The organism is Xenorhabdus taiwanensis, assembly GCF_036512875.1.
Classification (GTDB): Bacteria; Pseudomonadota; Gammaproteobacteria; order Enterobacterales; family Enterobacteriaceae; genus Xenorhabdus; species Xenorhabdus taiwanensis.
Map to the genome: position 1 here is coordinate 1,433,565 of NZ_AP028978.1, position 25,905 is coordinate 1,459,469.

General features: G+C 41.4%; 25 protein-coding genes, 2 pseudogenes and 1 other annotated feature. Of the genes and pseudogenes, 11 read left to right on the forward strand and 16 right to left on the reverse strand.

Features of this window, described 5'->3' with window-relative positions; all coding sequences use genetic code 11:
* Positions 1–4 precede the first annotated feature (4 nt).
* The 6 genes and pseudogenes from hisH to hisL form a co-directional block, all read right to left on the reverse strand.
* On the reverse strand, positions 5–595 hold the full coding sequence (gene hisH / locus ACE1SE_RS06470) for an imidazole glycerol phosphate synthase subunit HisH (protein WP_374053610.1): 591 nt from the start codon (positions 593–595) through the stop codon (positions 5–7).
* A 23-nt stretch (positions 596–618) separates the two neighbouring features.
* A complete protein-coding gene (hisB, locus tag ACE1SE_RS06475; RefSeq protein ID WP_374053139.1) occupies positions 619–1,701 on the reverse strand; it encodes a bifunctional histidinol-phosphatase/imidazoleglycerol-phosphate dehydratase HisB in 1,083 nt (360 codons plus the stop codon).
* Positions 1,698–2,840, reverse strand: a complete 1,143-nt coding sequence (gene hisC, locus ACE1SE_RS06480) for a histidinol-phosphate transaminase (protein ID WP_374053611.1) — start codon at positions 2,838–2,840, stop codon at positions 1,698–1,700. Before hisC ends, hisB begins: the two co-directional genes overlap by 4 nt.
* Positions 2,817–4,127 (reverse strand): annotated as a pseudogene (hisD, locus tag ACE1SE_RS06485) (histidinol dehydrogenase); the annotation flags it as partial. The pseudogene hisD and the gene hisC, both read right to left, overlap by 24 nt.
* 2 nt (positions 4,128–4,129) lie before the next feature.
* Positions 4,130–5,029, reverse strand: coding sequence for an ATP phosphoribosyltransferase (gene hisG, locus ACE1SE_RS06490; RefSeq protein ID WP_374053140.1), 900 nt, complete (start codon positions 5,027–5,029; stop codon positions 4,130–4,132).
* A 56-nt stretch (positions 5,030–5,085) separates the two neighbouring features.
* Positions 5,086–5,209 (reverse strand) — a sequence feature (His leader region).
* Positions 5,185–5,232: a his operon leader peptide gene (gene hisL, locus ACE1SE_RS06495; RefSeq protein ID WP_113967449.1), complete on the reverse strand. Its 48-nt coding sequence runs from the start codon at positions 5,230–5,232 to the stop codon at positions 5,185–5,187. Its footprint overlaps the feature before it by 25 nt.
* Before the next feature lie 309 nt (positions 5,233–5,541).
* Here hisL and ACE1SE_RS06500 point away from each other — a divergent pair, with 309 nt between their 5' ends.
* Positions 5,542–6,381 (forward strand): SDR family oxidoreductase, encoded by an 840-nt coding sequence (locus tag ACE1SE_RS06500; protein WP_374053141.1) that lies wholly within the window; start codon positions 5,542–5,544, stop codon positions 6,379–6,381.
* Positions 6,382–6,400: 19 nt separating this feature from the next.
* On the opposite strand, the gene ACE1SE_RS06505 is transcribed toward ACE1SE_RS06500, so the two are convergent.
* Complete coding sequence (locus ACE1SE_RS06505) at positions 6,401–7,021, reverse strand: glutathione S-transferase family protein (RefSeq protein ID WP_374053142.1); 621 nt, start codon at positions 7,019–7,021, stop codon at positions 6,401–6,403.
* Positions 7,022–7,177: 156 nt separating this feature from the next.
* On the opposite strand from ACE1SE_RS06505, the gene ACE1SE_RS06510 reads away from it, so the two are divergent.
* Positions 7,178–8,386, forward strand: a complete 1,209-nt coding sequence (locus ACE1SE_RS06510) for a serine hydrolase (RefSeq protein WP_374053143.1) — start codon at positions 7,178–7,180, stop codon at positions 8,384–8,386.
* A gap of 89 nt (positions 8,387–8,475) precedes the next feature.
* On the opposite strand, the gene ACE1SE_RS06515 is transcribed toward ACE1SE_RS06510, so the two are convergent.
* The 3 genes from ACE1SE_RS06515 to ACE1SE_RS06525 form a co-directional block, all read right to left on the reverse strand.
* Positions 8,476–9,783: an HAAAP family serine/threonine permease gene (locus tag ACE1SE_RS06515; protein ID WP_374053144.1), complete on the reverse strand. Its 1,308-nt coding sequence runs from the start codon at positions 9,781–9,783 to the stop codon at positions 8,476–8,478.
* An 828-nt stretch (positions 9,784–10,611) separates the two neighbouring features.
* On the reverse strand, positions 10,612–11,220 hold the full coding sequence (gene ybjG, locus ACE1SE_RS06520; RefSeq protein ID WP_374053145.1) for an undecaprenyl-diphosphate phosphatase: 609 nt from the start codon (positions 11,218–11,220) through the stop codon (positions 10,612–10,614).
* Between the two features lie 475 nt (positions 11,221–11,695).
* Positions 11,696–11,959: a GrxA family glutaredoxin gene (locus tag ACE1SE_RS06525; RefSeq protein ID WP_047767481.1), complete on the reverse strand. Its 264-nt coding sequence runs from the start codon at positions 11,957–11,959 to the stop codon at positions 11,696–11,698.
* Positions 11,960–12,015: 56 nt separating this feature from the next.
* Between ACE1SE_RS06525 and ACE1SE_RS06530 the strand changes: the two genes are divergently transcribed.
* From ACE1SE_RS06530 to rlmC, 4 genes are all read left to right on the forward strand, one after another.
* Positions 12,016–12,171, forward strand: a complete 156-nt coding sequence (locus ACE1SE_RS06530; RefSeq protein ID WP_374053146.1) for a hypothetical protein — start codon at positions 12,016–12,018, stop codon at positions 12,169–12,171.
* On the forward strand, positions 12,168–12,479 hold the full coding sequence (locus tag ACE1SE_RS06535; RefSeq protein WP_374053147.1) for a YbjC family protein: 312 nt from the start codon (positions 12,168–12,170) through the stop codon (positions 12,477–12,479). Before ACE1SE_RS06530 ends, ACE1SE_RS06535 begins: the two co-directional genes overlap by 4 nt.
* 83 nt (positions 12,480–12,562) lie before the next feature.
* Complete coding sequence (locus ACE1SE_RS06540) at positions 12,563–13,084, forward strand: type III secretion system chaperone family protein (protein WP_374053148.1); 522 nt, start codon at positions 12,563–12,565, stop codon at positions 13,082–13,084.
* 27 nt (positions 13,085–13,111) lie between these two features.
* Entirely contained in the window at positions 13,112–14,245 is a 1,134-nt protein-coding gene (rlmC, locus tag ACE1SE_RS06545) for a 23S rRNA (uracil(747)-C(5))-methyltransferase RlmC (RefSeq protein ID WP_374053149.1), read from the forward strand.
* Between the two features lie 80 nt (positions 14,246–14,325).
* Here rlmC and artM read toward each other — a convergent pair whose 3' ends face one another.
* The 5 genes from artM to ACE1SE_RS06570 form a co-directional block, all read right to left on the reverse strand.
* Positions 14,326–14,994, reverse strand: a complete 669-nt coding sequence (gene artM / locus ACE1SE_RS06550; protein WP_374053612.1) for an arginine ABC transporter permease ArtM — start codon at positions 14,992–14,994, stop codon at positions 14,326–14,328.
* Positions 14,994–15,710 (reverse strand): arginine ABC transporter permease ArtQ, encoded by a 717-nt coding sequence (artQ, locus tag ACE1SE_RS06555; protein WP_374053150.1) that lies wholly within the window; start codon positions 15,708–15,710, stop codon positions 14,994–14,996. Before artQ ends, artM begins: the two co-directional genes overlap by 1 nt.
* Positions 15,711–15,721: 11 nt before the next feature.
* On the reverse strand, positions 15,722–16,459 hold the full coding sequence (gene artJ, locus ACE1SE_RS06560; protein ID WP_374053613.1) for an arginine ABC transporter substrate-binding protein: 738 nt from the start codon (positions 16,457–16,459) through the stop codon (positions 15,722–15,724).
* A gap of 172 nt (positions 16,460–16,631) precedes the next feature.
* Positions 16,632–17,360, reverse strand: coding sequence for an arginine ABC transporter ATP-binding protein ArtP (gene artP, locus ACE1SE_RS06565; RefSeq protein WP_374053151.1), 729 nt, complete (start codon positions 17,358–17,360; stop codon positions 16,632–16,634).
* A 188-nt stretch (positions 17,361–17,548) separates the two neighbouring features.
* Positions 17,549–18,451, reverse strand: a complete 903-nt coding sequence (locus tag ACE1SE_RS06570; protein ID WP_374053152.1) for a LysO family transporter — start codon at positions 18,449–18,451, stop codon at positions 17,549–17,551.
* Positions 18,452–18,669: 218 nt separating this feature from the next.
* Here ACE1SE_RS06570 and ACE1SE_RS06575 point away from each other — a divergent pair.
* The 3 genes and pseudogenes from ACE1SE_RS06575 to macB form a co-directional block, all read left to right on the forward strand.
* Positions 18,670–18,789: pseudogene (locus tag ACE1SE_RS06575) on the forward strand (DUF2813 domain-containing protein); the annotation flags it as partial.
* Positions 18,790–19,431: 642 nt separating this feature from the next.
* Complete coding sequence (macA, locus tag ACE1SE_RS06580) at positions 19,432–20,577, forward strand: macrolide transporter subunit MacA (RefSeq protein WP_374053153.1); 1,146 nt, start codon at positions 19,432–19,434, stop codon at positions 20,575–20,577.
* A 2-nt stretch (positions 20,578–20,579) separates the two neighbouring features.
* Positions 20,580–22,538 carry a macrolide ABC transporter ATP-binding protein/permease MacB gene (gene macB, locus ACE1SE_RS06585; RefSeq protein ID WP_374053154.1) on the forward strand — a complete coding sequence of 653 codons (1,959 nt, stop codon included), beginning with the start codon at positions 20,580–20,582 and terminating at the stop codon, positions 22,536–22,538.
* A 65-nt stretch (positions 22,539–22,603) separates the two neighbouring features.
* On the opposite strand, the gene cspD is transcribed toward macB, so the two are convergent.
* Positions 22,604–22,831, reverse strand: coding sequence for a cold shock-like protein CspD (cspD, locus tag ACE1SE_RS06590; protein WP_074018308.1), 228 nt, complete (start codon positions 22,829–22,831; stop codon positions 22,604–22,606).
* 326 nt (positions 22,832–23,157) lie between these two features.
* Between cspD and clpS the strand changes: the two genes are divergently transcribed.
* Together clpS and clpA are read left to right on the forward strand one after the other, a co-directional pair.
* Complete coding sequence (gene clpS, locus ACE1SE_RS06595; RefSeq protein ID WP_374053155.1) at positions 23,158–23,478, forward strand: ATP-dependent Clp protease adapter ClpS; 321 nt, start codon at positions 23,158–23,160, stop codon at positions 23,476–23,478.
* Positions 23,479–23,510: 32 nt separating this feature from the next.
* Positions 23,511–25,796: an ATP-dependent Clp protease ATP-binding subunit ClpA gene (gene clpA, locus ACE1SE_RS06600; RefSeq protein ID WP_374053156.1), complete on the forward strand. Its 2,286-nt coding sequence runs from the start codon at positions 23,511–23,513 to the stop codon at positions 25,794–25,796.
* Positions 25,797–25,905 lie beyond the last annotated feature (109 nt).

Sequence of the window (25,905 nt, forward strand, 5' to 3'; positions counted from 1 at the left end):
GTGATTACATCTCCAAAAAGTTTTTTAGTAGCTGTGCGCCTGCTGCCCCTGAGCGTTCAGGATGGAATTGCACTCCAAAGAAATTGTTTTTTGCAATGGCGCTACTAAATGTATTGCCATATTCAGTTTGGGCAATCGTATATTCACCGACAGGCAGGGCATAACTGTGAACAAAATAGAAACGGGAGTTATCTGTAATATGGCGGAACAGTGGATTACCTGTCTGCGCTTGCACTTGATTCCAACCCATATGTGGCAATGGCAAATCTGCGGTCATCATTTTTTTGACAGGTGCGTCAATAAGCTGCAATAGAGAAATGTTATCTCCTTCCTCACTGACACCAGCCAGCAATTGCATGCCGAGACAGATGCCTAATACGGGTTGGGTAAGAGAATTAATCAAGGGAATTAATTGTCGTTGTTCAAGTTGTTTCATCGCGGCAGTCGCCGTACCGACTCCCGGTAGAAATAGTTTATCGGCTGCTTGAATAATATCCGCGTCTAAACTTACTGTTGGCTCATAACCTAAGCGACGGATGGCATAGGTAACAGAAGCGAGGTTAGCGCAGCCTGTATCTAGAATAACAACGTTCATCATGGCCTCCTTTATCGCCTCTCCTATAAAACACCTTTGGAACTGGGCAAAGTATCGCCTTCTACGCGAATAGCTTGGCGCAAAGTTCGGCCAAAGACTTTAAACAGGCTTTCTGCCCGATGGTGATCGTTCTTGCCTTTGGTTTTTAGGTGCAGGGTGCATCCCATGGTGTAAGAGAGAGAACGGAAAAAATGTTCGATCATTTCTGTACTCAAATCTCCAACCCGCTGGTGTTTAAATTCAGCTTTATATTCAAGATGTGGACGACCAGAAATATCCAGAGCACAGCGAGCAAGGCATTCATCCATTGGCAGCATAAAACCAAATCTGGCAATGCCGCGTTTATCCCCCAATGCCTGCTTTAAAGCGTCTCCTAGTGCAAGGCCGGTATCTTCAACCGTATGATGATCGTCAATATAGAGATCACCTTTGACCTGGATATTCATGCGGAAGCCGCCATGAGTTGCGATTTGATCCAGCATATGGTCGAAAAAACCAACGCCCGTATTGATACGGCTTTCTCCTTCACGATCCAGCCAAATTTCAATATCGATAGTAGTTTCTTTGGTTTTTCGTTCGACATGAGCATGACGATTTTTATGGGGCAATTTTTTGCCGATCAATTGTTCACAAATGACCGACCATCCCAGTGATGCGGGCTGGTAGCGAATACCCTTGATCCCCATGTTTTGGGCTAATTGCAGATCGGTATCCCGATCACCGATGACATAACTGTTGTCAGTATCGATAACATTGTCTGCCAGATATTTTTGTACCAACCCAAGTTTGGGTTTACGGCAGTGACAATTATCTTCTGGTTTGTGTGGGCAAATTAGCACCTCTTCAAAATGGATACCTTGTGAGGTGAAAATTTGCATCATCAAGGCATGGGGGGGCTCAAAATCTGCTTGCGGAAAACTGACCGTACCTAACCCGTCCTGATTCGTGATCATCACTAACTTATAATCGGCTTTTTGCAGAGCTAGTAAGGCAGGGATCACACCGGCTTCAAAAGCCAATTTATCAAGGTGATCAACTTGATAATCACTGAGTGGTTCGGTGATCAATGTTCCATCACGGTCAATAAAAAGCATTTTCTGGCTCATGGGTTTTCAGTTTCCTTGATTTGTTGAGGTTGGTTGGAAAGTGCACTAATGGCACGAACCAACTGTTCACATTCATTCCGGTTGCCGACGGTAATGCGCAGGCAATTCGCTAATCCTGATTGTTTACGCTGATCACGTAAGATGATCCCTTGTTCCCATAGCGTTTTGAATACAAGTTCTGCATTAGTAAATTTCACCAAAATATAATTGGTTTCGCTTGGAAACACGTTTTCAACCAACGCCAAGTTACTGAGAGCTTGCTGGAGATAATCCCGATTGTTGGTGATTTCTGCCACACGATTTCTCATTGTTGCAATGCCTGCTTCGGTTAATGCTTGTGCAGCGATATCTGCAACAGGCGTCGCCAGTGGATAAGGGGCAATCACTTTTAGCATCAGTGCGATGATATCGGCAGAGGCCAGCGTAAATCCACAACGTAATCCAGCCAAAGCAAAAGCTTTCGAAAGGGTTCGCAAAATAACTAAGTGAGGATAGTCTTGTAGCCAACGGGTGGTAGCATGGGTAGTTGTGTGTTGTGGGCAAAATTCGATGTAGGCCTCGTCAATAGCAACGATGGCACGGTTACGGGCTAACTCAAGGATCTGATGTAATATTTCAGGATCAATCAGGTTGCCTGTTGGATTGTTGGGACTACAGATATAGATCAGCTTGACGCGATCCAGATTATTTTTGATAGCGGCAATATCAGGTTGCCAGTCGGCGCTGGCAGGAATTTTTTTCTGCTCTACACCGAAGGTTTCGGCACTAACGCTGTACATGCCATAGGTTGGTGGGCAGAACAGGACAGCATCGCGCCCTGGCTCGCAAAAAACGCGGATCAGCAGTTCGATAGATTCATCTGCTCCACGGCTGACAAGAACTTGCTCCGGTTGCAGGCCAGCATAATCGGCGTAACGTTGGATGACGGTTGCTGGTTGGCATTCAGGATAGCGATTGAGTGTATTTTCGGTGAGTTGGAAATCGGGTGCGATAGGATATTCATTCGCATTTAACCAAATATCACCACGACCACCCAGACGGCGGGCAGACATATAAGGGACTAATTTGCGAACGTTTTCTCTTGCCAATGAATTGATATCAAAAACCGTATTCATGATTGTTCCATTCAAAGCAGCCATACGTAATGTAACCGCATTTTTGTGCGCAATAAGTTGTTCGGCCTGTGCCAGTGTTTCGATAGTGGGGGCGAGTTTTTGTAATCCTTGTGGAGTGAGCCGCTGGACGGTCATTCTTTTCAGGAAATCAGCCAGACCGAGGCTGGAATAGGTTGAAGTATAGCCGTAAGTAGGCAGAACGTGATTGGTGCCGGAAGCGTAGTCACCGGCGGATTCAGGTGACCAGTCACCAAGAAAAATAGAACCGGCGCTGGTAATCTGCTCAAGTAATTGCTCAGGCTGACGAGTTTGAATGATCAAGTGTTCTGGACCATATTGATTGCTGATTGTCACGCACTGGTCGAGATTTTTAGCAATGATTATCCGGCTGGCTTGCAAAGCCTGGATTGCGATCTGCTGACGTGGCAAGGCCATAAGTTGGGTTTCAATTTCATGGATAACCTTTTTAGCTAAATTTTCATCGGGGGTTAGCAGTATCACTTGGGAATCGGGACCGTGTTCTGCTTGTGACAGCAGGTCTGCTGCCGTAAATACAGGATTGGCTCCGCTGTCAGCGATAACTAATACTTCGGACGGGCCTGCGGGCATATCGATCGCGGCGCCGTCAATCTGTTGGCTGACCTGACGTTTGGCTTCTGTTACCCATGCATTTCCGGGACCAAAAATTTTGTCTACTTTAGGAACGGATTCCGTTCCGAATGCCATTGCGGCAATCGCCTGAGCACCTCCGATTTGAAATATTTCGCTGATCCCACATAGTTGCGCAGCATAGAGTATTTCATCGGTAATAGGCGGAGGGGAACAGAGGATAACTTTACGGCAGCCTGCAATGTTAGCGGGTGTACCTAACATCAATACCGTTGAGGGCAGGGGAGCAGAGCCGCCGGGAATATAGAGTCCAACTGAATCTATTGGGCGCGTAACTTGTTGGCAGCGAACCCCTGGTAGTGTTTCGATGTCAACTTCTGCTGGTTTTTGTGCTTCGTGGAATCGACGGATATTGTTCATAGCCTGTTGCATAGCCTGCTTGATTTCTGGAGTCAGGCGAGCGGTGGCTGCATTCACCTCATTGGCTGAGATTTGGATGGTTTCAACAGTTGTTTTGTCAAAGCGTTGGCTGAACTCTTGTAATGCCTGGTCGCCCCGTGTTTTTACTGTTGCCAGAATCTGTTTAACTGTGCCGGAAATATCGTCGGATGCGGCAATAGCCGGACGGGTCAGCAATATTTTTTGTTGTTCTGGCGTACATGATTGCCAGCGAATGATGGTTTTAAAATTAGTGTTCATCAAGGTTACTCCATCATTTTTTCAATTGGCAGAACCAAAATAGAACTGGCACCTAATGCCTTAAGTTTCTCCATCGTTTCCCAAAAAAGGGTTTCACTACTGACCATATGCATGGCTACACGATTTTGTGCTCCTGCCAGTGGTAAGATAGTGGGACGTTCTGCGCCTGGCAGTAGGGATATAATCTCTTCCAATTTGTCGCCAGGAGCATGCAGCATGATGTATTTGGATTCTCGTGCCTGAATGACGCCTTGGATGCGGAGCATCAATTTGTCAATAAGCTGCTGTTTGGCTTCTGGCATTTCTCCATCACGCTGGATCAAACAGGCTTTTGAGCGATAAATAACTTCTACTTCCCGCAAGCCATTGGCTTCCAACGTGGCACCGGTGGAAACTAAATCACAGATTGCGTCTGCAAGCCCTGCACGGGGGGCAACTTCGACTGAACCATTGAGAAGACAAGGTTTGAAATAAATGCCTTTTTGGTCTAAATAACGTTTCAATAAGTGTGGGTAAGAGGTTGCGATACGGGCATCTTGCAAGCATTTCACACCGGTATAATCGAAATCAAAAGGTGTTGCCAGGGAAAGCCGGCAATCGCCAAAATCGAGGCGGCGCAATGTCAGATAGCGAGAATCCTCGCCTTGTGCCTGGCGAGTCAGTAACTCTTCTTCAAGTACGTTTTCCCCAATAATACCTAGATCGACAACCCCATCCATTACCAGGCCCGGAATATCATCATCGCGGACACGCAGAATGTCGATAGGCATATTTTCAGCGAATGCGATCAGGCGTTGTTGCTGTAAGTTAATTTTGATGCCGCAACTCGCCAGCAAAGTTCTGGAGTCATCACTCAAACGGCCTGATTTTTGAATGGCTATACGTAAGCGTGTTTTATCTAGCATGTTATGTTTTGTCCTATCTCAAGATTTAGTCAGTAATTAATTCCTAAAAATCAGACATAAAAAAACCCTCGGAAGATCTTCCGAGGGTTTTTTTATCGTATTCATTCCACCGGAAGACGGGTTAAATGTCTTCCAGCACACCGCAGCCTGAAAGACTAGTCAGGATGATGGTGATGGTGGTGGTTAAATTGAATACGGTTCATATATACGAGTTCTCTATTTTTCTACAATGTTGTTTTTTACAAAAAGTTTTATACAAAAATATGCAGTACTGAATAATGGCTGTACGTAACGTTATGTTTGTGACTAAGGATTGGTTGCTTGTTGTTTAACCTATACTATCTTGTGTATAAAAAGCAAACTTTATTTTAAAGAAGATGTTTATATTTCAATAAAATATTGTTTTTAAAGTAAAATGTGTTTTATTGCTATTAAACAAATATATGAGTAATGTTAGCCATGGTTATATAATGGCCTAGGAATCATAATGGCATCGCTTTTGGGAGGGCAGAGTGAGAAAAGTTTCCATTATTGGATTAGGGTGGTTAGGAATGCCATTGGCACAAGCACTACAAAGCGAGGGGATGCAGGTAGTTGGTAGTAAAACAACACCAGATGGTGTTGAGGCGGCTTGTATGTGTGGAGTAGATTGTTACCAACTAAATTTGGAGCCTCAGATTGTTTGCGATGCGGATGATCTTGATCAACTGATGTCTGTTGATGTGCTGGTTTTGACATTGCCTGTTAGTGGTCTTGCTGGCGGAGGGAAGGAATATGTAAAAGCAGTACAACTGGTTGTTGATACTGCACTTTCGTATTCGGTTCCACGGATTATTTTTACCAGTTCTACTTCAGTTTATGGTTCATCTGTTGGTTATCTCAATGAAGATGAGTCCGTGTCTCCCGAAACTGAGTCAGCCAAGGCACTGGTTGAGTTGGAAAATTGGTTGCATCAATTACCTAATACATCGGTCGATATCTTACGTCTGGCCGGATTGGTAGGCAATGGGCGTCATGCAGGGCGTTTTCTCGCTGGAAAGAAGGCACTCAGCGGAGGAGAAAGTGCGGTCAATTTGGTACATCAAGACGATGCCATTTCTGCTATTAAGCTTCTTATTCAACAACCGGAAGGTGGACATCTTTTTAATTTGTGTGCACCAATACACCCGAAAAGAGCAGCGTTTTATCAGTCAGCCAGTCGCCAGCTCGATCTGACGCCGCCAGAATTTTTACAGTCAGAAAGTGCAGAAATCGAAAGTAAGGTAGAGAAAATCGTTGATGGTAGTCGCATCTGTCGGGAACTAGAGTTTGAGTATCAGTTCCCAGATCCCGGCAGAATGCCAATGAGTTAATGAAACACCAATTAAAACCTCAGCTTATTTCTATCATAACAATCTTTCTGAAAGCAGGTCTTTCGGTCAGCAATTGATACCAGCGCTCTAAGTTTGGTAGGGATGGGCGCTCTATTTCTACGTTTAACCATAAGTAAGCCAGCGGAGCTAGAGCAATGTCAGCCATGCCAAATTTGTCGCCGGAAAGGTATTGCTGATGACTCAGAGTATCATCGATAATTCTCAGCCATTTCTCAATTTCTGCTAACAATTGGCCGATAATTTCAGGGTCACGTTGATCTGCCGGTGTTCTGACAAAGTTGATCATAAATTGTTTAATTGGAGGGAAGAAGTTGCAACCAACCCAATCCATCCATTTTTCAACACTGGCTCTTTCTTGAAGATCGGCAGGGTAAAGGCTGTCTTTGCCATATTTTGCTGCAATGTAACGAACAATTGCATTGGATTCCCATAAGATAAAATCGTCTTCTTGTAAACAAGGAATAACTGCATTGGGATTCATACGCAGGTATTCAGGATCGTTGAGTTTGCCAAATTTGCCACCAACATCCATTTGTTGATATGGCACATTTAGCTCTTCCAGACACCAAAGCACTTTTTTCACGTTTGATGAATTTTTACGGCCCCAAATTGTCAACATTATTTATTTTCTCCTTAATATCAGTATATTTTTAGAAATTGATAATATGACAATAAAACCCGTTGAATAACAGAAAAATCTTTACGTTATTGGGTTGGAGTCTTCTTTCATAACATCCTATATTAATAGGGTTTTAGCAGAGAAAAAGGGCGAGCGATGATGAAAAAAAGACAGCAGATACCGATAATTAAATCTTTTACCTTTGGCCTAAGTGTTTTCTGGTTGGCGAGTATCAATGTATATGCAATAGAACAACCCGCCGCCCCTGACATTGATGCAAAAGCCTATGTGTTGATAGATTATTCCAGTGGAAAAATCCTGGCCTCAAATAACGCGGATGAGCGGTTAGATCCTGCCAGCTTGACGAAGATAATGACCAGCTATGTTGTAGGGCAGGCGATCAAGTCAGGGAAAATTTCCACAGAAGATATGGTAACGGTTGGCAAAGATGCCTGGGCTACAGGAAATCCAATACTTAAGGGATCTTCGCTAATGTTTTTGAAACCGGGTGACAGGGTTAAGGTGATTGATCTGAACCGCGGTGTTGTTATCCAATCCGGTAATGACGCCAGTATTGCACTTGCAGATTATGTTGCAGGCAGTCAGGATGCTTTCGTTGATTTGATGAATAAGTATTCAGAAACACTAAAATTGACGAACACGCATTTCAAGACAGTGCATGGTCTGGATGCAACAGGGCAATATAGTACTGCCCATGATATGGCGCTTTTGAGTCAGGCTATGATCCGTGATGTGCCAGAAGAATACGTCCTGAATAAAGAAAAAGTGTTCACTTTTAACAATATCCGTCAACCTAATCGCAATCGTCTATTGTGGAATAAAAACATGAATGTGGATGGTATCAAAACCGGACACACCAGTGGCGCTGGCTATAATCTTGTTGCATCGGCAACTGAAGGGCCAATGCGTTTGATTTCAGTGGTATTGGGTGCGCCTAGTGATCGCGTACGTTTTTCTGACAGTGAAAAACTTTTGTCATGGGGATTTCGTTTTTATGAATCGGCGACACCGTTGAAGGCCAGTAATACTTTGGTGACGGAGAAAGTATGGTACGGGACTCGTCCAGAAGTTGCGTTGGGAGTGGAGAAAGATGCTTCCGTGGTAGTTCCCCGTGGGCAAGCAGGGAATTTGAAAGCGAGCTTTATTCTGGATAATACCTCGCTTGAGGCACCATTAGCTCAGAACCAAGTGGTAGGTACGGTGAACTTTCTGCTGAATGATAAGATTATTGACCAGCGCCCGCTGGTTGTTAAAGAAGCGGTGGAAGAAAGCGGTTTCTTTGGACGTATGTGGGATTTCGTTATAAAAACAGTCAGTGGCTGGTTTAATTCGATCTTCGGTTAATATCTAGATGAAAAAAACGCCAGTCGATCTTTTGATGACTGGCATTCTTTGAAGTGCTGCCAACGAAGAAAGCAGCTCATGGATTTTGATTACATGACGGAGTAAATCGCTGCTGAAATAGCAATTGAACCAGTCACAATGACAAAAATATTGCTTGGTTTCCCTGCATATTTGCGCATAGCTGGAACTTTTTTAATTGCATACATTGGCATGATAAACAGGATCATCGCAATAACTGGCCCACCCAGTGATTCAATGATGTTCAGGATGCTTGGGTTAAGTGTCGCGACGAGCCAGGCACTGACCAGCATAAAGAGGCTAGTGATACGATTCAGCGTTTTATGCCGAACAGTCTTGCCACGCGTGTTCATCATCGCTTTGTTCACAATACCGTTAAAGCCTTCGCGGGCACCCAGATAGTGACCGAGGAAAGACTTGGTTATAGCAATAAAAGCGATAAATGGCGCAATATACTCAATAGTTGGTACACGGAAGTGGTTAGCCAGGTAGGACAGAATAGTGATGTTCTGTGCTTTGGCTTCTGCCAAATTTTCCGGTGACAAGCTTAGTACGCAACTGAAAACAAAGAACATGACTGTCAGTACCATCATGATATGAGCATAGGCCAGAATGCGTGAACATTTTTTCTCTGCGTGCTCACCATATTCTTCACGTTTTGCTACTGCGAATGCTGAGATGATTGGGGAATGGTTAAAAGAGAAAACCATAACAGGGATTGCCAGCCATAGGGTAAATAGCAAGCCGTTATTACTTGTAACAGACATGGCACTGTCCTGCGACAGGCTATCAAAAATGGTAGTGTTCCAATGAGGGATTAAGTACAAGGCCAACAGCATCAAAACGGTGACGAATGGGAATACCAATACACTCATGGCCTTAACGATGGCTTTCTCACCGAACCGGATGATGCTCATCACACCCAGAAGCAATACCAATGCCAGCAATGCTCGTGGTGGAGCATCAATCTGTAACTGATTTACAAGAAAGCTCTCTACTGTGTTGGTCAGAGCAACACTGTACACGAGCAGAATAGGATAAATAGCAAAAAAATAGAGGACAGTGATCAGAAAGCCTGCAACTTTACCAAAATGTTCTTCTACCACGCCGGTGATATCATCACCACTGCTTTTACCAGATAAAACAAAACGGCACATTCCACGATGTGCAAAAAATGTCATGGGAAGGGCAAGAATTGCCATGATAATGAGTGGAATTAAACCACCAATACCTGCATTGATGGGAAGAAACAAAACGCCGGCACCAATCGCTGTGCCATATAATCCCAGCATCCATACTGTGTCTGATTTACGCCAGGTAGTGTGATTGCTTGTGCTGGAAGCAGAGGATGCTATCGAACCTGCTTGAGATGTGTCCATAAGTATCTCCGAAATAACGCGGTAAAGTAAAATTTAAAAACTACTAAACCCGCACATTAATTAAATGTGCGAGTTGGATTTTATATGAATAATAAGTTGTCAGATATTGCGTTGGTGTTTATCTAAACGTTTTTATTACTACATCCAAAAAACTTAACCCCAGACTTTTGGTAGGGGAAATATAGTTATTTTCAGTGAAATGTACCGTGATCACTCTCGCAATTGCAAGATTTATATAGAAAAGGAAAATTGTTAAAAACATTCATGGAAATGTTGACTAAATATTAAGTAAAATAAAATGCAAATTTTGTTAAAGAATGTATCATTATTTTTATTTTAAATTCTAATATTTATCTGGTTTATTACTTAATTATATTCACATGTTAATAATTTTTTCTTGTTTGGTGTTTGAATAACCTGAAATTGAATTGTAAATGCCAATATTCTTATCTTGATATATTTCTATATTGTAATGCATTTCTATTAACAATATGATAAATAAGAAAAAATACTTCATTGTATATGGGGTTCACTTTTTAAATGAAAAAGTGTTTAGTATTGATTATGTTTTAATAAGTGTTTTAAGGGTAGTCAATTGTTGTGTGTGAAATTTGTTCTTTAACTCTGTATTTATGAAGAAATAGTAATCATTTTATAGCTATATATTGTTAAATATAACGAAGGATTTTATTCCGATATTTAAAGCCACTATGAAGAGTAGAATAAATGTTAAAAAATTTCTTGAACAAAATAATACCATGTTTTTTTTATGGATATCAGTTACACCAGCCATATAGAGATATATGACCAGTGCATATTTACATTTGATTAATTTTTTACCCATCCTTTTTTGATAAAAAATGCACAGCAAAATTGATAGAGTCGGGTAAGTTTGCTATGTAAATACTCTCCGTATTGTCTCCAAAATATTTGAGAAAAAGCACATCCCAACAGGCTGACTAAAAATGCCCCAATCATGTCGATTGGCCAGTGAACGCCCACATAGATACGCGACCAGGCAATGGCACAGGCGATGACCATCAGAGATAAACCTGACCAAATGCGGTGCCAAAATATAAATGCCAGAGCAAAAGTAAAGACTGCTGTACCGTGGTTGCTGGGAAAAGATTCTGTAGGAGCATGGTAGAGAAAATTATAGCCAAAACCTTCGACAAATGGCCGGGCATGTGGAACGGCTACCCCGATGATATAGGAGGTCGCCATGCCAAAGACGAAAGCAATGCAAGATTTACTGACAACAATGCGTTGAGATGTGATAGCTCTTTCTTTCCCCCAAAGCCAGCAAATAACCAATGTGATAGGGTAAATAAATACGCAATATTTCGCTATAAAGATGGCAAGCGAGATCATTGCTGGTGGTGAATCTGGGGTTGCATTGATAAAAGTAAACAAATTGTGGTTAAGTTGTTCTAGCAAAGTCAGCCTCACAAGCGAGATATTTACGTAAACAGGGTGATTTTATTTTATCAACTCATTGTTAACAATAATAATTTCATATAAAAAAGCGAATTACACTGATTCATGATTTTATTGAATGTTTGTTGATGTTGCATGAGTAAATAATATAAGGATTGCAATAATAATGAAAGATAACCGCTATCTTGCAAATCGCTCGTGATTAACAAAAAACCCGATAGTCTTTAACCAAAGTGGATGACTATCGGGCTCCTCAACATGGGGACATCAAAGAAAAGCAGTGGCAATAATTAAGACTACATTATGATGTGAAAGTTCTCATCCTTAGAGAAAAAATCGCGAAATTTTTTCAAGAAGGTGGAATTTTTTCGAAGGGCAATATGGTTAAGGCACCCGCTATCCAGTAGAGGGACGGTTTCTGGCTGGATAGCGGCTTTTTTTGACGACTGTTTTTATAACTAATTATTGGATTTGATTATTGGTACAGTTCCAGATTGTCTTTAGCATAAGCTTCAAAATCTGTACAGCCACCGATATGTTTCTCGTCAATGAAGATCTGGGGAACAGTCTCAACAGGTTTGCCCACCGTTTTTGATAAGTCGTTTTTGGTGATGTTTTCAGCCCAGATATCGACATAGCGATAATCAAAATCGTCGCGCACTTTTTTTAGTTTTTCAGCGAGTTCTTTGGCGCGAACGCAGTAGGGACAACCAGGGCGGCCAAAAATGACAGTGTACATACAAACTCCTTAGTGGTAATGATCATAAACTTCATAGAATGTCATCTGGAGTTACTATGCCTGTAAGTATTAACAAAAAAAAGCAGGAATTGCCTTTTGTTGTAATTAGTCCTGCCAATAAGCGGAATTCAGGTATGATAGACTTATCAAATAACAGAAATCTATTGAGTAATGGAAATTCTATTTTTAGGCTGGAACAGGTTAAAGAATGAAAATGAACCCATCAAAAGAGATGCGCTCATTGGCTGATATGCCTAAATTAGTCATATTATTGGAAATATTGGGCGTGGGGCTGTTGGTTCTGGCTTACTTGTCAATAACTGATAGCATAATTCTATCACCTTTACTAATGACGACAGAAGCACACATTGCTATGATTTTATTGGGTATCGGTTGCTTGATACCAGCAGCTATCCATATTATCTGCCGTGCAGTCTATAATCTTTCCTTTTTGGGAATTGATCATAAGAAAGCAGATAAAAACCATCAGATTGTCACTGATGATGAAAAAACAAAATAGATTAATTATTGTATATGCAGCTGCTTGCTGGGAAGTTCCCTTAGGTAGCATGTGTAACTTCTCGGTCATATGAGGTTAATTCGATGGATTCTATGGTTATTCCCGATTTGTCAATTTTGCGCACGTGGCTTGAACAGCTTAAGATCTCTTATTTTGAGAATGATTCAGGCACAGTTTTGCATTTGCCTCATATGCAAAATATTGATGGCTTATTTGATGCCAAGATCGATCTGTTGGGTGATGTAGTATTGCTTTCTGCTTTGGCCGAAGTCAGGCCAACGGCGATAATTCCATTGGTTGCTAATTTGAGTCAGATTAATGCTTGTTCTCTTACTGTGAAGGCATTTATCGATGTTCAGGATGAGAACTTGCCTAAATTGATTGTTTGTCAGGCTTTTCCCATTGCTGCTGGAATGACTTTCAGACAATTCTCCAATTTTATGCAGCAGGGTGAAGAGCAAATTGCGAATGTGATTTTTGAAATTCACAGCAATAATCTTCTCTATGTCAATAATGATATAGAAAGTGAGATGGAAGTTGAGGTTGAAGTTGAAGATGAAGAGTCCTTAACTTCAACGAAAACATCAACATTTACTTTGCACTAAATATTTTTTTGATACGGTTTTTTTACGATGCAATGTGCGCAGTATACCGCGGGGCATTGTCACTCTTGCCAGTGGCTCTATAAGTCCTATTCACAGCAATTGTCTGATAAACAACAACATTTAAAACAACTTTTACAGGAAGGATCAGTAGTACATTGGTTGTCACCAGTAACCAGCAAAACAAGTGAGTTCCGTAATAAAGCCAAGATGGTCGTCAGTGGCAGTGTTGAACGTCCATTGCTTGGTATGTTGCATCGTGATGGCAGAACGGTGGATCTTTGTGACTGTCCGCTGTATCCAAAATACTTTCAGACGATATTTGCAGTCATAAAAACATTTATCGCCAAAGCTGGTTTGGTTCCGTACAACGTTGAACGTCGGAAAGGGGAATTAAAGTATATTCTTCTGACGGAAAGTCGCGCTAATGGCGAAATAATGCTGCGCTTTGTCTTGCGTTCAGAAACAAAGCTGGCCCAATTAGAGCAGTCTTTGCCCTGGCTGAAGGAACGATTGCCACAAGCAACAGTGATTTCCGCTAATATTCAGCCAACCCATATGGCGATTCTGGAAGGTGAGAAGGAAATCATTTTTACCGAACATAAGATGTTACAGGAAACTTTTAACGGTATTCCGCTGTACATTCGTCCGCGTAGTTTTTTCCAGACAAATCCAGATATTGCTTCAGCGCTGTATGCAACAGCAGGGCGTTGGGTTAGGGAATTAAATATTAACAGTATGTGGGATCTGTTTTGTGGTGCAGGCGGTTTTGGCTTGCATTGTGCAGATAAAAAAACCCGATTGACAGGAATTGAGATCAGCGCTGAAGCAATTAGTTGTGCTAAAAGTTCGGCCAAAAGTCTGGGATTGGAGCAGGTAGATTTTCAGGCATTGGATTCCACTCATTTTGCCCTTGATAAATCACAACTACCTGAGTTAATACTGGTAAACCCTCCTAGAAGAGGAATTGGTAAAGAGCTATGTGAATACCTTAGCCGGATGGCACCTAAATTTGTTCTCTATTCGAGCTGTAATGCTCAGACGATGGCAAAAGATATCACTATGCTTAAACAATATCGAATAGAAAAAGTACAGTTATTCGATATGTTTCCTCATACCGAACATTATGAAACATTGGCACTGCTAGTGCTTAATGTAAACTAATAACCCTATATCTTGGTTATCCCGTGATAACAATGAGTTATCACGGGCAGGAATAGGGAGATCAGATAATTGAATGCTGATTAATTGCGCTGTTCAAATGATAAGGCTCGGTGTTCAATCATACGCATCAACAGTGTCAAAAGACCATTTATGCAGAGGTAAATAATACCTGCGGCAATAAATACCGTTGCATCATAACTACGCCCAAATTGAAGCTGACCATATCCCATGATGTCTAACAAGGTAATGGTACTGGCTAGTGAAGTGCTCTTGAAAATCAGCACAATTTCATTGGAATAGGAAGAGAGTGCTCGCTTAAGGGCATAAGGTAACAAGATGCGCATAGAGTGCGCTTTGGACATACCGAGAGCCTGGCAAGATTGCCACTGTCCGGCAGGAATTGCTTTGACAGCCCCGTAAAATAGCAGGGTTGAGTAGGCTGCACTATTCAACGTAAGTGTAACCATTGCACATAGCCACGGCTCCGATATCAGTTGCCATAACCACGGGTATTCTTTGAGCGATGGAAATTGCCCCGGCCCATAGTAAATTAAGAAGAACTGAACGAGAAGTGGGGTTCCGGTAAATAGTGTGATATAGCCTCTTACCAATTGAGAAAGTACAGGCAGTTTCATTGTCAGAATCATGGTCAAGACAATGGATAACATGAATGCAGCCAGTAATGCTGAGAAAGTCAAACTGAGGCTGGTTTGCAAGCCGGGTAAAATTTCTTTGATATATTCAAACATCATGAAGTACTCCGTTCAAAATGAGTGGCGCGTATTTCAAGCTGTTTGAGAATAAATTGGCTGATCAGGGTAATTATCAGATAGATCACAGCAACAATCATATACCATGTGAACGGTTCCTGAGTTCGGGTTGCGATACTTTTTGTTTGTAACATCAGATCATTAACGCTGATCAAAGAAACCAGGGCTGTGTCTTTTAATAAAACCAGCCATTGATTACCAAGCCCTGGCAGGGCATGGCGCCACATTTGAGGCATAATCAAGCGAAAAAAAATACGGCTTTGGCTTAACCCCAGAGCTTGGCCAGCTTCCCATTGCCCTATTGGAACCGCTTTTAATGCTCCCCGCAGCGTTTGTGAAGCATAAGCAGAATAGAGCAGAGACAGGGCAATAACACCGCACAAAAAAGGACTGACATCAAAGTCGTCAATTTCCATCTGTATTCTAAAGTGCCAGATAATGAGATTGATATCAAAACCTTCCGACAGCGTAATTAGAAGCTGGGAACTGCCAAAATAGATGAATAAAACAACTAAAATTTCAGGCAATCCTCTGATCAAGGTAACCCAACAGGAGCCTAAAAAAGCAATAGGTTTCCAGCGAATGGATTCCCATGCAGCAAAAAACATTGCCAGAGCTAAACCGACGACAAGCGAGGAAATAGCGAGGCCGACGGTGACTCCGGCGGCATTGATTAAAGTGTGAAGTTCATTCATTAGACTTGAGTTTATTTTTTAAACCATTTTTTGTAGATGGTATCGTAAGTACCGTCTTGTTTAACTTCCGCTAATGCTTTGTTCAGTTTATCCAGCAACTCAGTATTACCTTTGCGAACTGCAATACCTAAACCGATACCAAAATAGTTTTTATCTGTCACCTTATCGCCAACTGTGCTTAATTCTTTATTCTTTTTTAGCCATTCATTGACGACAGCAGTATCACCAAACAACGCATCAATCCGACCATTTTTTAAATCAAGGATTGCATTTTGGTAGCTGTCATAAGGTACGGTTTTCAGTTCTTGATGTTGCTCCATCAAATACTTCTGGTGTGTAGTACCGTTCTGGGTACCGACTTGTTTACCTTTGAGTTCGGCAACTTGAGCAAACTTCCCTTTGATAGCAACGAAAATGGCAGAGTTATCATAGTAGGGTCGGGTGAAATCAACTTGTTTTTTCCGATCCGGTGTGATGTCGATACCCGCCATTAAAACATCAACACGACGGAATTTTAAGCTGGGGATCAGGCTATCGAAAGCCTGGTTGGTGAATGTACATTCTGCGTTGAGCTTTGCGCATATGGCATTCGCCAAATCGACGTCGAATCCTTGAATCTGGTTATTTGTATCAATAAATTCAAATGGAGGGTAGGTTGCTTCTGTCGCAAAACGGAGCGTTGCTTTCTCTGCTGCGGTTGCTGATAGGGTCACTACACTCAATAAGGCTGCAAACAATAATTTCTTCATAGCAATATCCTGTTGTTTATGAACTTTATGGTTGATAACTGCCTTGATATTTGTTTTGTAATCAACTACCGATATATCTGTTTCATCTTTCAATCGGCTACCTTACGGGAAGGTAGTAGATTGAAATTTCTCGATTTTATAGAACCAGTATGGTATTTCAGTGTGATAAATCTCAGTGTGATAAATAGTGAGCAAAGGCTTCTGTCTGAGGATGCATAAAATGAGTTGCATCACCTTTTTCAAGAATGTGTCCTTGTTCCATATATACAACCTGGCTTGCTGTTTTGCGAGCAAATTCCACTTCATGAGTCACTATAACCTGAGTGATACCGGTTTCTGCCAGCTCTTTAATAATGTCAATGACTTGAGAGGTGATTTCAGGATCGAGTGCAGCAGTGGGTTCATCAAACAATAGAACCTGAGGTTCCATCATTAATGCACGTGCAATGGCAACCCGTTGTTGTTGTCCACCGGAAAGGTGCAATGGAAAACGGTTGGCAAATTCGCCCAAACGAAGTCGGGAAAGGAGTTTGGCTGCTTTTTCCCGTGCTTGTTGTTTAGACTGCTTCAATACTCGGCAAGGTGCTTCAATCAAATTATCTATCACGGTTAAGTGTGGCCACAAATTGTATTGTTGGAAAACCATGCCAACTTTTTGGCGCAATGCGAGAATTTCTTTGTGGTTAGGTTGCTGTGTGAAATCAAATTGGTGCGTTGCCACATTGAGTAACCCGGAACGAGGCAGCTCCAGTAAATTCAAGACACGCAACAAAGAACTCTTTCCAGCCCCACTAGGCCCTAGTAACACCACAGTTTCTCCCGATGTACATTCAAAATTGATATCGAACAGAGCCTGGTGTGAGCCATAGAAACAATTTATGTTTTTTAATTGAATGCTCATGCGAAAAATATGAATAGTTAATTGACTGGTCGATATTAATCTCATGAGCATAACTATGCAATGATATATGCATAAAATTGTCATTTTAATCGAATTGGTTAGTTAACTAATCAATTTGCTGGCATTTTCTAGATCTTTTTCGCTCTTTTTGTGTACTAAATCAGGATGGTTTTTATTGCGTAAACAATTTACCGGGTAAACAATGCGATAAATAAAGGGGTTAATAAACTCAATATAAAACCATGAACGATGGCTGCTGGTACGATACTGACACCACCACAGCGTTGTAAGATCGGTAAGGTAAAGTCAATTGAAGCTGCTCCTGTTAAACCCAATGCGGTTGAACGGTAGCGATTTATTAGCATGGGAATAAGTATGATGGATGCCAATTCACGAGCTAAGTCATTAAAAAATGCGGTGCTACCAAGCACAGGCCCGTAAGCGTCGGAAATTAAAATGCCGGAAAGGGAATACCAACCGTATCCTGATGCAATGGCAAGACCAGTTTTGGTCGGTAATCCCAACAAAAATGCAGCCAGTACGCCACCGAGCAGGGAACTTATGGCAACCACTATGGCAATAATCGTACCACGGCGATTCAGCAGGGTTTGCTTCAGGCTCATACCGTTATTGCGCAGTTGAATCCCAACTAGAAAGAGTAAAAAAATTAAGGCAACTTTGCTGGCTCGGCTAGAAAAATCAAACCCTGACCAGTCTGTTAATCCAATAAGAAACCCCAATACTAATGCACCACATAATTTGACGGAATCCAGAGCCATATGTAATCGGGAAGGGGGGGGTTCCTGTTTATGTGCATTAATAATCCACGGATTTCGTTTATCCAGGAGGAAAAGCGCTAGCATATTAATTATAAAGGTGCACAGGAAAAATGTTATTGCATACAACAAGATAGAAAGTAAGTCACTGCCCAGGTTTTCCAGCATAGCAAGGCTGATACCCATCAGAATGAGAATGATATAGATCATGACATTGAGTAGCTGATGCACGAGGGTTAGCATCGATTTATTATTCAGATGAATAAGGTAGCCCAGAGCCAAAGGCAGGAGAATAATGATTAATCCTGAATACATGATCCACGTCCTTATCCAATAAAAAATGTATTTTTATCTAATCTTAATAACGAAAATTAGGCACAAAAGCCAGCAAACATACAGAAACAAAAAAATCACACTAAAATAACAAGCAGGATAAAGGGAAATATACTGAAACTCAACGCATTTTTTAATCTCTAATAGAACGGATGTTATAAATAAAATTAAGTAAATCCGGTATGAAAAAGGAGGAATATATGTTTCTGGGATGTGTAGAAATTTCCGGTTTTAGTGAGATAAACTGATTACCATCGATACTTGACGAGAATACGATTTTGATTGGTGAAAATGCATGGAATAAAACCAGCCTTTTAGAAAAATCCGCCGTAAACCCTCGCCCGATAGAGCGGGGAGCAGTCACCCATCTTTACTAATACCCTGTCATTTTATAAGCTGGTTTTTTAATCGCTCAGTTTGGTGCAGTCCGTTCTGCGTATAAATAATAAGGCGCTGTATATTAAATCTCATATGGACTGCAAGCATAATACACGTTGGGTCTTAAAAAGACTTAAGGCTCTGCTTATTGTCGCTAAAAAGTCTCGCAAATCCCCGAGGCTAAACAGGTTGACTCAGTCGCGCTACAAGATGATCTGGTAAAAAGTATGCGGCCATCACGGACAGAAGTTTAGCGGAACAAATCTGCGATACCAATAGGAATCGATTAACTGCTTTACCTATACTGGATATGAGAGGGTTTGTTTTATATTTTTGTTTTTATTTATAAATAATGAAAAATGGCAAATGTTTCGGGAGATGCCAAAATAAGCAATACAACGTTCTTCTAAATCTGTTTTGGCTGGCGAGAGGAAAAGTCAATTGAACGTAATTTTGACTACCTATTTTGTTTTTTTAAAGAATACATATCAGAAATATCCCGTTGATAGGATTTGTTTATGTCTTATACAGTAAAGTTCAGGTGAAGTCATTAGATTGCATATTTTAATGGTAGGTATTTGTTGATGAAACTTCTTTTTGCCAAGTATCGCTGGATTGGAGTTGGGCTTGTTCTCATAGCTATTGCTTCTGTGTGGTTCCATTTCTTCTATCTGCCGAAGCCTGTCACATATCAGACGAGTGCAGTGATAAAGGGAAATTTCGAAAGAAGTGTCCTGGCGGTGGGTAAATTGGATGCGGTCAGTAAAGTTGACGTAGGGGCTCAGGTTAGCGGTCAGTTGAAAAATCTCTATGTGAAATTGGGGGATAAGGTTAAGCAAGGTCAATTATTGGCATTGATTGACCCACAGACAGCAAAAAACACTGTGGCTGAAATTCAGGAAACAGCAAAATCACTGGAGGCTAATCTCCGTGGAGCGCAGGCTGAACTAAAACTTGCACAGCTCAAAGTAAATCGCCTTAGTCATTTGTTTAAATTACATTTAATTTCCCGGCAAGAATTGGACTCCAGCATAACAGATATGCAGTCTAAGTCCGCCAGAATTGACGACTTGGTGGCGCAACTTAAGCAAAATAAAGCCAAGCTTGATACGGCAAAAACGAATTTGCAATATACCAGAATTACTGCCCCAATCGAGGGTATTGTGACAGATATTAAAACATTCCAGGGACAAACCGTGATTGCTGCACAGCAAGCACCGACCATTCTGACACTCGCAAATCTTGATACCATGATTGTTAATGCAGAAGTATCGGAGGCCGATGTTATCAATTTAGAGCCTGGACAGAAAGTCTCATTTACCATCTTAGGAGCGCCAGGAAGGCAATTTCACAGCGTCCTGAAAGATATCCTGCCAACACCACAAGTTGAGAATAATGCTATTTTCTACTATGCCCGCTTTGAAGTACCTAATCCCGAACATATTTTACGTTTGCAGATGACTGCGCAAGTAAAAATAGCGCTTCAGACTTTGCATAATGTATTGATGATCCCAATTTCAGCTTTGGAAATAGCTTCTCACCAATATACGTCTTCAACTCAGCATGTACTTTCTACGCAATATGAAGTGAGTGTTTTGCATAATGGCAAAGCAGAAAAACGTAAAATCACAATAGGTGCCTTTGATAACGCGAATGTCCAGGTGCTCTCTGGGTTGAAGGAAAATGAACGTGTGATCACCAGTCGCAGTGATAGTAGCGTAGAGGGGTAATAATGAGTACATTACTGGAACTAAAAGGCGTTAGTCGTAATTATCCCGCAGGAGAGGGGCAAGTCACTGTTCTGGATAATATTTCGTTATCTATACAGGTCGGAGAAATGGTGGCTATTGTTGGCGCTTCCGGTTCAGGTAAATCTACTTTAATGAATATACTTGGCTGTTTGGATAAGCCTAGCAGTGGAGAATATTGGGTTGCAGGAAGAAATATTGCTGATTTGGGTAGTGATCAATTGGCGAAATTACGCCGGGAATATTTTGGGTTCATTTTTCAGCGCTACCATTTATTGACTCATTTAACCGCCGAGCAAAATGTTGAAATTCCGGCAATTTATTCTGGTGTTTCCAAAATACAACGTCGTGAGCGGGCTATTGAATTACTAAAAAGCCTTGGATTGGGAAATAGGATTGATTATCGGCCAAGCCAGCTTTCAGGTGGACAACAACAACGGATCAGTATTGCCAGGGCACTTATGAATGGTGGTCAGGTCATCCTTGCTGATGAACCAACCGGAGCGTTGGATAGTACTTCCGGTCAGGAAATGATGGATATCTTGAAAAAACTCTGTCAACGAGGACATACGGTTGTTATTGTTACCCACGATCCTAATATTGCTGCACAGGCTCAAAGGGTGATTGAAATTAAAGATGGGCGTATCATGAGTGAGGTACGCTCTTCTGAACACCAAGAATTACCTCATATCCCTTCTTCTGTAGATACAAAAACTGTCAGTGTAAAAACCGCTTCAGTGCAACAAATCTGGGGACGTTTTAATGAAGCTTTATTGATGGCATGGCGCGCCATGAATGTGAATAAGCTACGGACTCTGCTGACAATGCTTGGAATTATAATAGGCATTGCTTCTGTCGTCACGATCGTAGTGATTGGTGATGCGGCAAAATCGATGGTGTTATCACATATTAAATCTATTGCCACTAACTCGATATCAATTTATCCAGGAAAAGATTTTGGCAGTGATAACGCTTTGGATATGCAGGCACTGAAAATTACTGATATTCCGGCAATAAAATCTCAGCCCTATGTTCAGGCTGCTTCTCCCGAATTTATAAATAGCGGACGTTTGCGTCAAGGCAATATAGATGCTAAAGCACAAATATCGGGGGTAGGAAGTGATTTTTTTCAGGTATATGCCATGAAATTTTCTCAAGGCATTCCTTTTACTTCAGACATGATCGAGCGCCAGTCTCAAGTGGTTATCATTGATGATAATACACGTAAGAAGTTCTTTCCTTACCAGGATAATGTGGTAGGCAAAGAATTACTGTTAACAAACATGCCCTTGATAGTGATTGGTGTAATTGCTAACGGGCAAAATCTTTATAGCAGTAATACATTACAAGTTTGGGTGCCTTACAGTACGATGAATAGCCGTTTGATGAATCAAAATTACTTGAATTCGATTGTTGTCAGGTTAAAAGATGGCTATGTGTCCAACGAAGTAGAAGAAAAACTTAATCAATTGCTGATATTCCGTCACGGTAAAAAAGACTTTCACACTTATAACATGAATAAAACCATTAAAATAATGGATAAAACAACCCGGACTATGCAGATATTTTTAACATTAGTTGCGGTAATATCCTTGGTTGTCGGGGGAATTGGTGTCATGAATATCATGTTGGTATCAGTTACCGAGCGTACAAGGGAGATTGGTATTCGTATAGCAGTAGGGGCCAGAACCAGTGATATTATGCAGCAATTCCTTATTGAAGCTGTTTTGGTTTGTTTAACAGGGGGAATACTGGGGATTATTCTGTCATACAGCATTTCTTTTATGGTGCAATTGATGTTACCGAACTGGGATTTCGTTTATAGCTTCACTGCATTTATCATTGCATTTGGTTGTTCAACGGCAATAGGGATAATCTTTGGTTTCCTGCCTGCCAAAAATGCAGCTCACCTCGATCCTATAGAAGCATTGGCAAGGGAATAAAATAGCACGCCACAAATAAGCCTATTGTCTATTTGTGGCGTGGAAATTACAAATTTATCGGGTCACTATTTTTTTGATTTTGAACCATTTTCCAGAGGTACAATGAGACTGGCATGGTTACCTTTGGGGCCTTGATGAACGCTAAAGTTCACTTTTTGCCCCGCTTTCAGCGTCCTATAACCATCCATCTGAATGGTTGAATAGTGAGCGAATATATCCTCGCCCCCGCTGGCTGGGCAAATAAATCCAAAGCCCTTTGCATTATTGAACCATTTAACAGTACCTGTTTCCATACTTCTCTATCCCTCGTATCACGATTTCGGGTTTAGGAGTCACTAAAAATTTTAAAATATGAACAAACGCCCAGACAGGAAGCGGTGCTCATAAAATATACTGTAGTGAAATTCATTACGTCGTCAAGCATATAAACAACGTCAGGCTGTCTCAAATGGCTAAAGTTTGATATAGGTAACGGTATCCGATTTTTAGGCAAAATCCTGATCTGCTAATCAAGGGAGGGGGTAAGCAGAGAGCTTTATGAAGTGATAAAATATATAGCAGTAGAATGAATTAGTTCATACTAAAATCCAGCGGACAGTTAATACCCAGCGGAAGAATAATGACTGAGTTTTATAACAACTTGAAAGTTAAAGAATTTATTGAGGATGATGTAAAACAAGAACTACAACCACCATCAATGTATAAGGTTATTCTTAACAATGACGATTATACCCCTATGGAGTTTGTGGTTGACGTATTGCAAAAGTTCTTTTCTTATGATGTTGAACGAGCAACGCAACTAATGCTGGATGTCCATTACAAAGGGAAAGCAGTTTGCGGAATTTATACGGCAGAGGTCGCAGAAACTAAAGCTGCGCAAGTGAACATGTATGCTAAGGAGCACGAGCATCCGTTACTTTGCACGCTGGAGAAGATTTGATCTGGCTTACTGAAATTTAGGAGGAGGTGCTTATGCTCAATCAAGAACTGGAGCTTAGTCTCAATATTGCTTTTGCCAAAGCAAGGGATAACAGACATGAATTTATGACTGTAGAGCACCTGTTGCTGGCGTTGTTAAGTAACACATCAGCGCGAGAAGCACTGGAGGCTTGTAAAGTCGATTTGGCGATGTTATGCCAAGAATTAGAAAGTTTTATTGCACAAACCACCCCTTTGTTATCTGAAAATGATGACAGGGATACACAACCTACATTAAGTTTTCAGCGTGTTTTGCAACGTGCGGTATTCCATGTTCAATCTTCGGGGCGTACGGAGGTTTCTGGGGCGAACGTCTTAGTTGCCATTTTTAGTGAACAGGAATCCCAGGCTGCTTATTTACTGCGTAAGTATGACGTCAGTCGTTTGGATGTTGTGAACTTCATCTCTCATGGAACGCGCAAAGATGAATCAGATAATGATGCTCACCACAGTATCAATCCGGTTCAGGAAGAGCCGGCAATTAGTGAAGATAGATTGGAAAATTTTACGACCAATCTGAATCAACTGGCATTGAAAGGACAAATTGATCCGCTAGTCGGCCGTCAGAATGAATTGGAGAGAACTATTCAGGTGCTCTGCCGTCGCCGCAAAAATAACCCTTTGTTTGTTGGAGAATCTGGTGTTGGTAAGACGGCCATTGCTGAGGGGCTTGCATGGTGTATCGTACAAAAAAATGTTCCTGAAGTGATGCAGGATTGTACCATCTATTCTCTTGATATTGGCTCATTGTTGGCGGGAACAAAGTATCGTGGTGATTTTGAGAAGCGCTTCAAGTCTTTGTTAAAAACATTGGAGCAAGACAGTAAAAGCATTCTCTTTATCGACGAAATCCATACTATTATTGGCGCGGGTGCTGCATCGGGTGGGCAGGTGGACGCAGCTAATCTTATTAAACCGCTGTTGTCCAGTGGGCGTATACGGGTAATTGGCTCAACGACTTACCACGAATTCAGCAATATTTTTGAAAAAGATAGGGCTTTGGCTCGCCGATTCCAAAAAATTGACATTCTTGAGCCTTCTTCTGAAGAAACAGTACAAATTATCAATGGACTGCGTGCTAAATATGAAGCACACCATGATGTTCGTTATACAGCGAAGGCCATTCGAGCAGCAGTTGAGTTATCTGTGAAATATATTACTGATCGCCATTTACCGGATAAAGCCATTGATGTTATTGATGAGGCTGGTGCAAGGACCAGATTAGTGCCAGCTAGCCGCCGTAAGAAGACGATCAATGTTGCCGATATTGAAACTGTTGTTGCTCGCATAGCCCGTATTCCAGAAAAAACAGTGTCAGCCAGTGATAAAGATGTATTGAAATCACTGGATGAACGTTTGAAAATGCTGGTCTTTGGTCAAGAAAAATCGATTGCTGCTTTGACGGAAGCCATTAGGATGAGCCGTGCCGGATTGGGACAGGATCATAAGCCAGTAGGATCTTTTTTGTTTGCCGGGCCAACGGGAGTGGGGAAAACAGAAGTCACAGTCCAACTTGCCAAGGTTTTGAATGTCAAATTATTGCGATTTGATATGTCAGAGTATATGGAACGCCATACTGTCAGTCGTTTAATCGGTGCTCCTCCAGGTTATGTTGGGTATGATCAGGGAGGATTATTGACCGATGCGATCATCAAACATCCTCATTCTGTTCTGTTACTGGATGAGATTGAAAAAGCTCATCCTGATGTTTTTAACTTGCTGTTACAGGTTATGGATAATGGTACGTTGACTGATAATAATGGCCGCAAGGCGGATTTCCGCAATGTTATTTTGGTAATGACAACCAATGCAGGGGTACGTGAAATACAGCGTAAATCCATTGGATTCACTGAACAGGATAACAGCCCGGATGGTATGGAAGAGATAAAACGGATTTTCACACCTGAATTCCGCAATCGTCTTGATAGCATAATCTGGTTTGATGCACTCTCTCCTGAAGTTATTCAGCAAGTTGTTGATAAATTTATCGTCGAGTTACAAGCCCAACTGGATGAAAAAGGTGTCTCTTTGGAAGTCAGTGCAGCAGCCCGCCAATGGTTATGTGACAAAGGTTACGATAAGGCGATGGGAGCACGACCTATGGCCCGTGTCATTCAGGATAATCTCAAAAAACCACTGGCAAATGAGTTGCTATTTGGCTCTCTGGTGCATGGAGGCTCAGTCAGGATTAAACTTGATAAAGCTAAACAGACATTGATATACGATTTTAAGAGTGCCCAAAAATCGAATAAAAAGAGATCAGAAGATGCTGTATTGTAACATGTTATATAGATATAAACGGAATAAGCATAAATAGTATCAGTGATAGAAACTGATAACTGACGGGTGATAAAAAATAAAAATTAGCAGCTACACCACAGGTGAATTT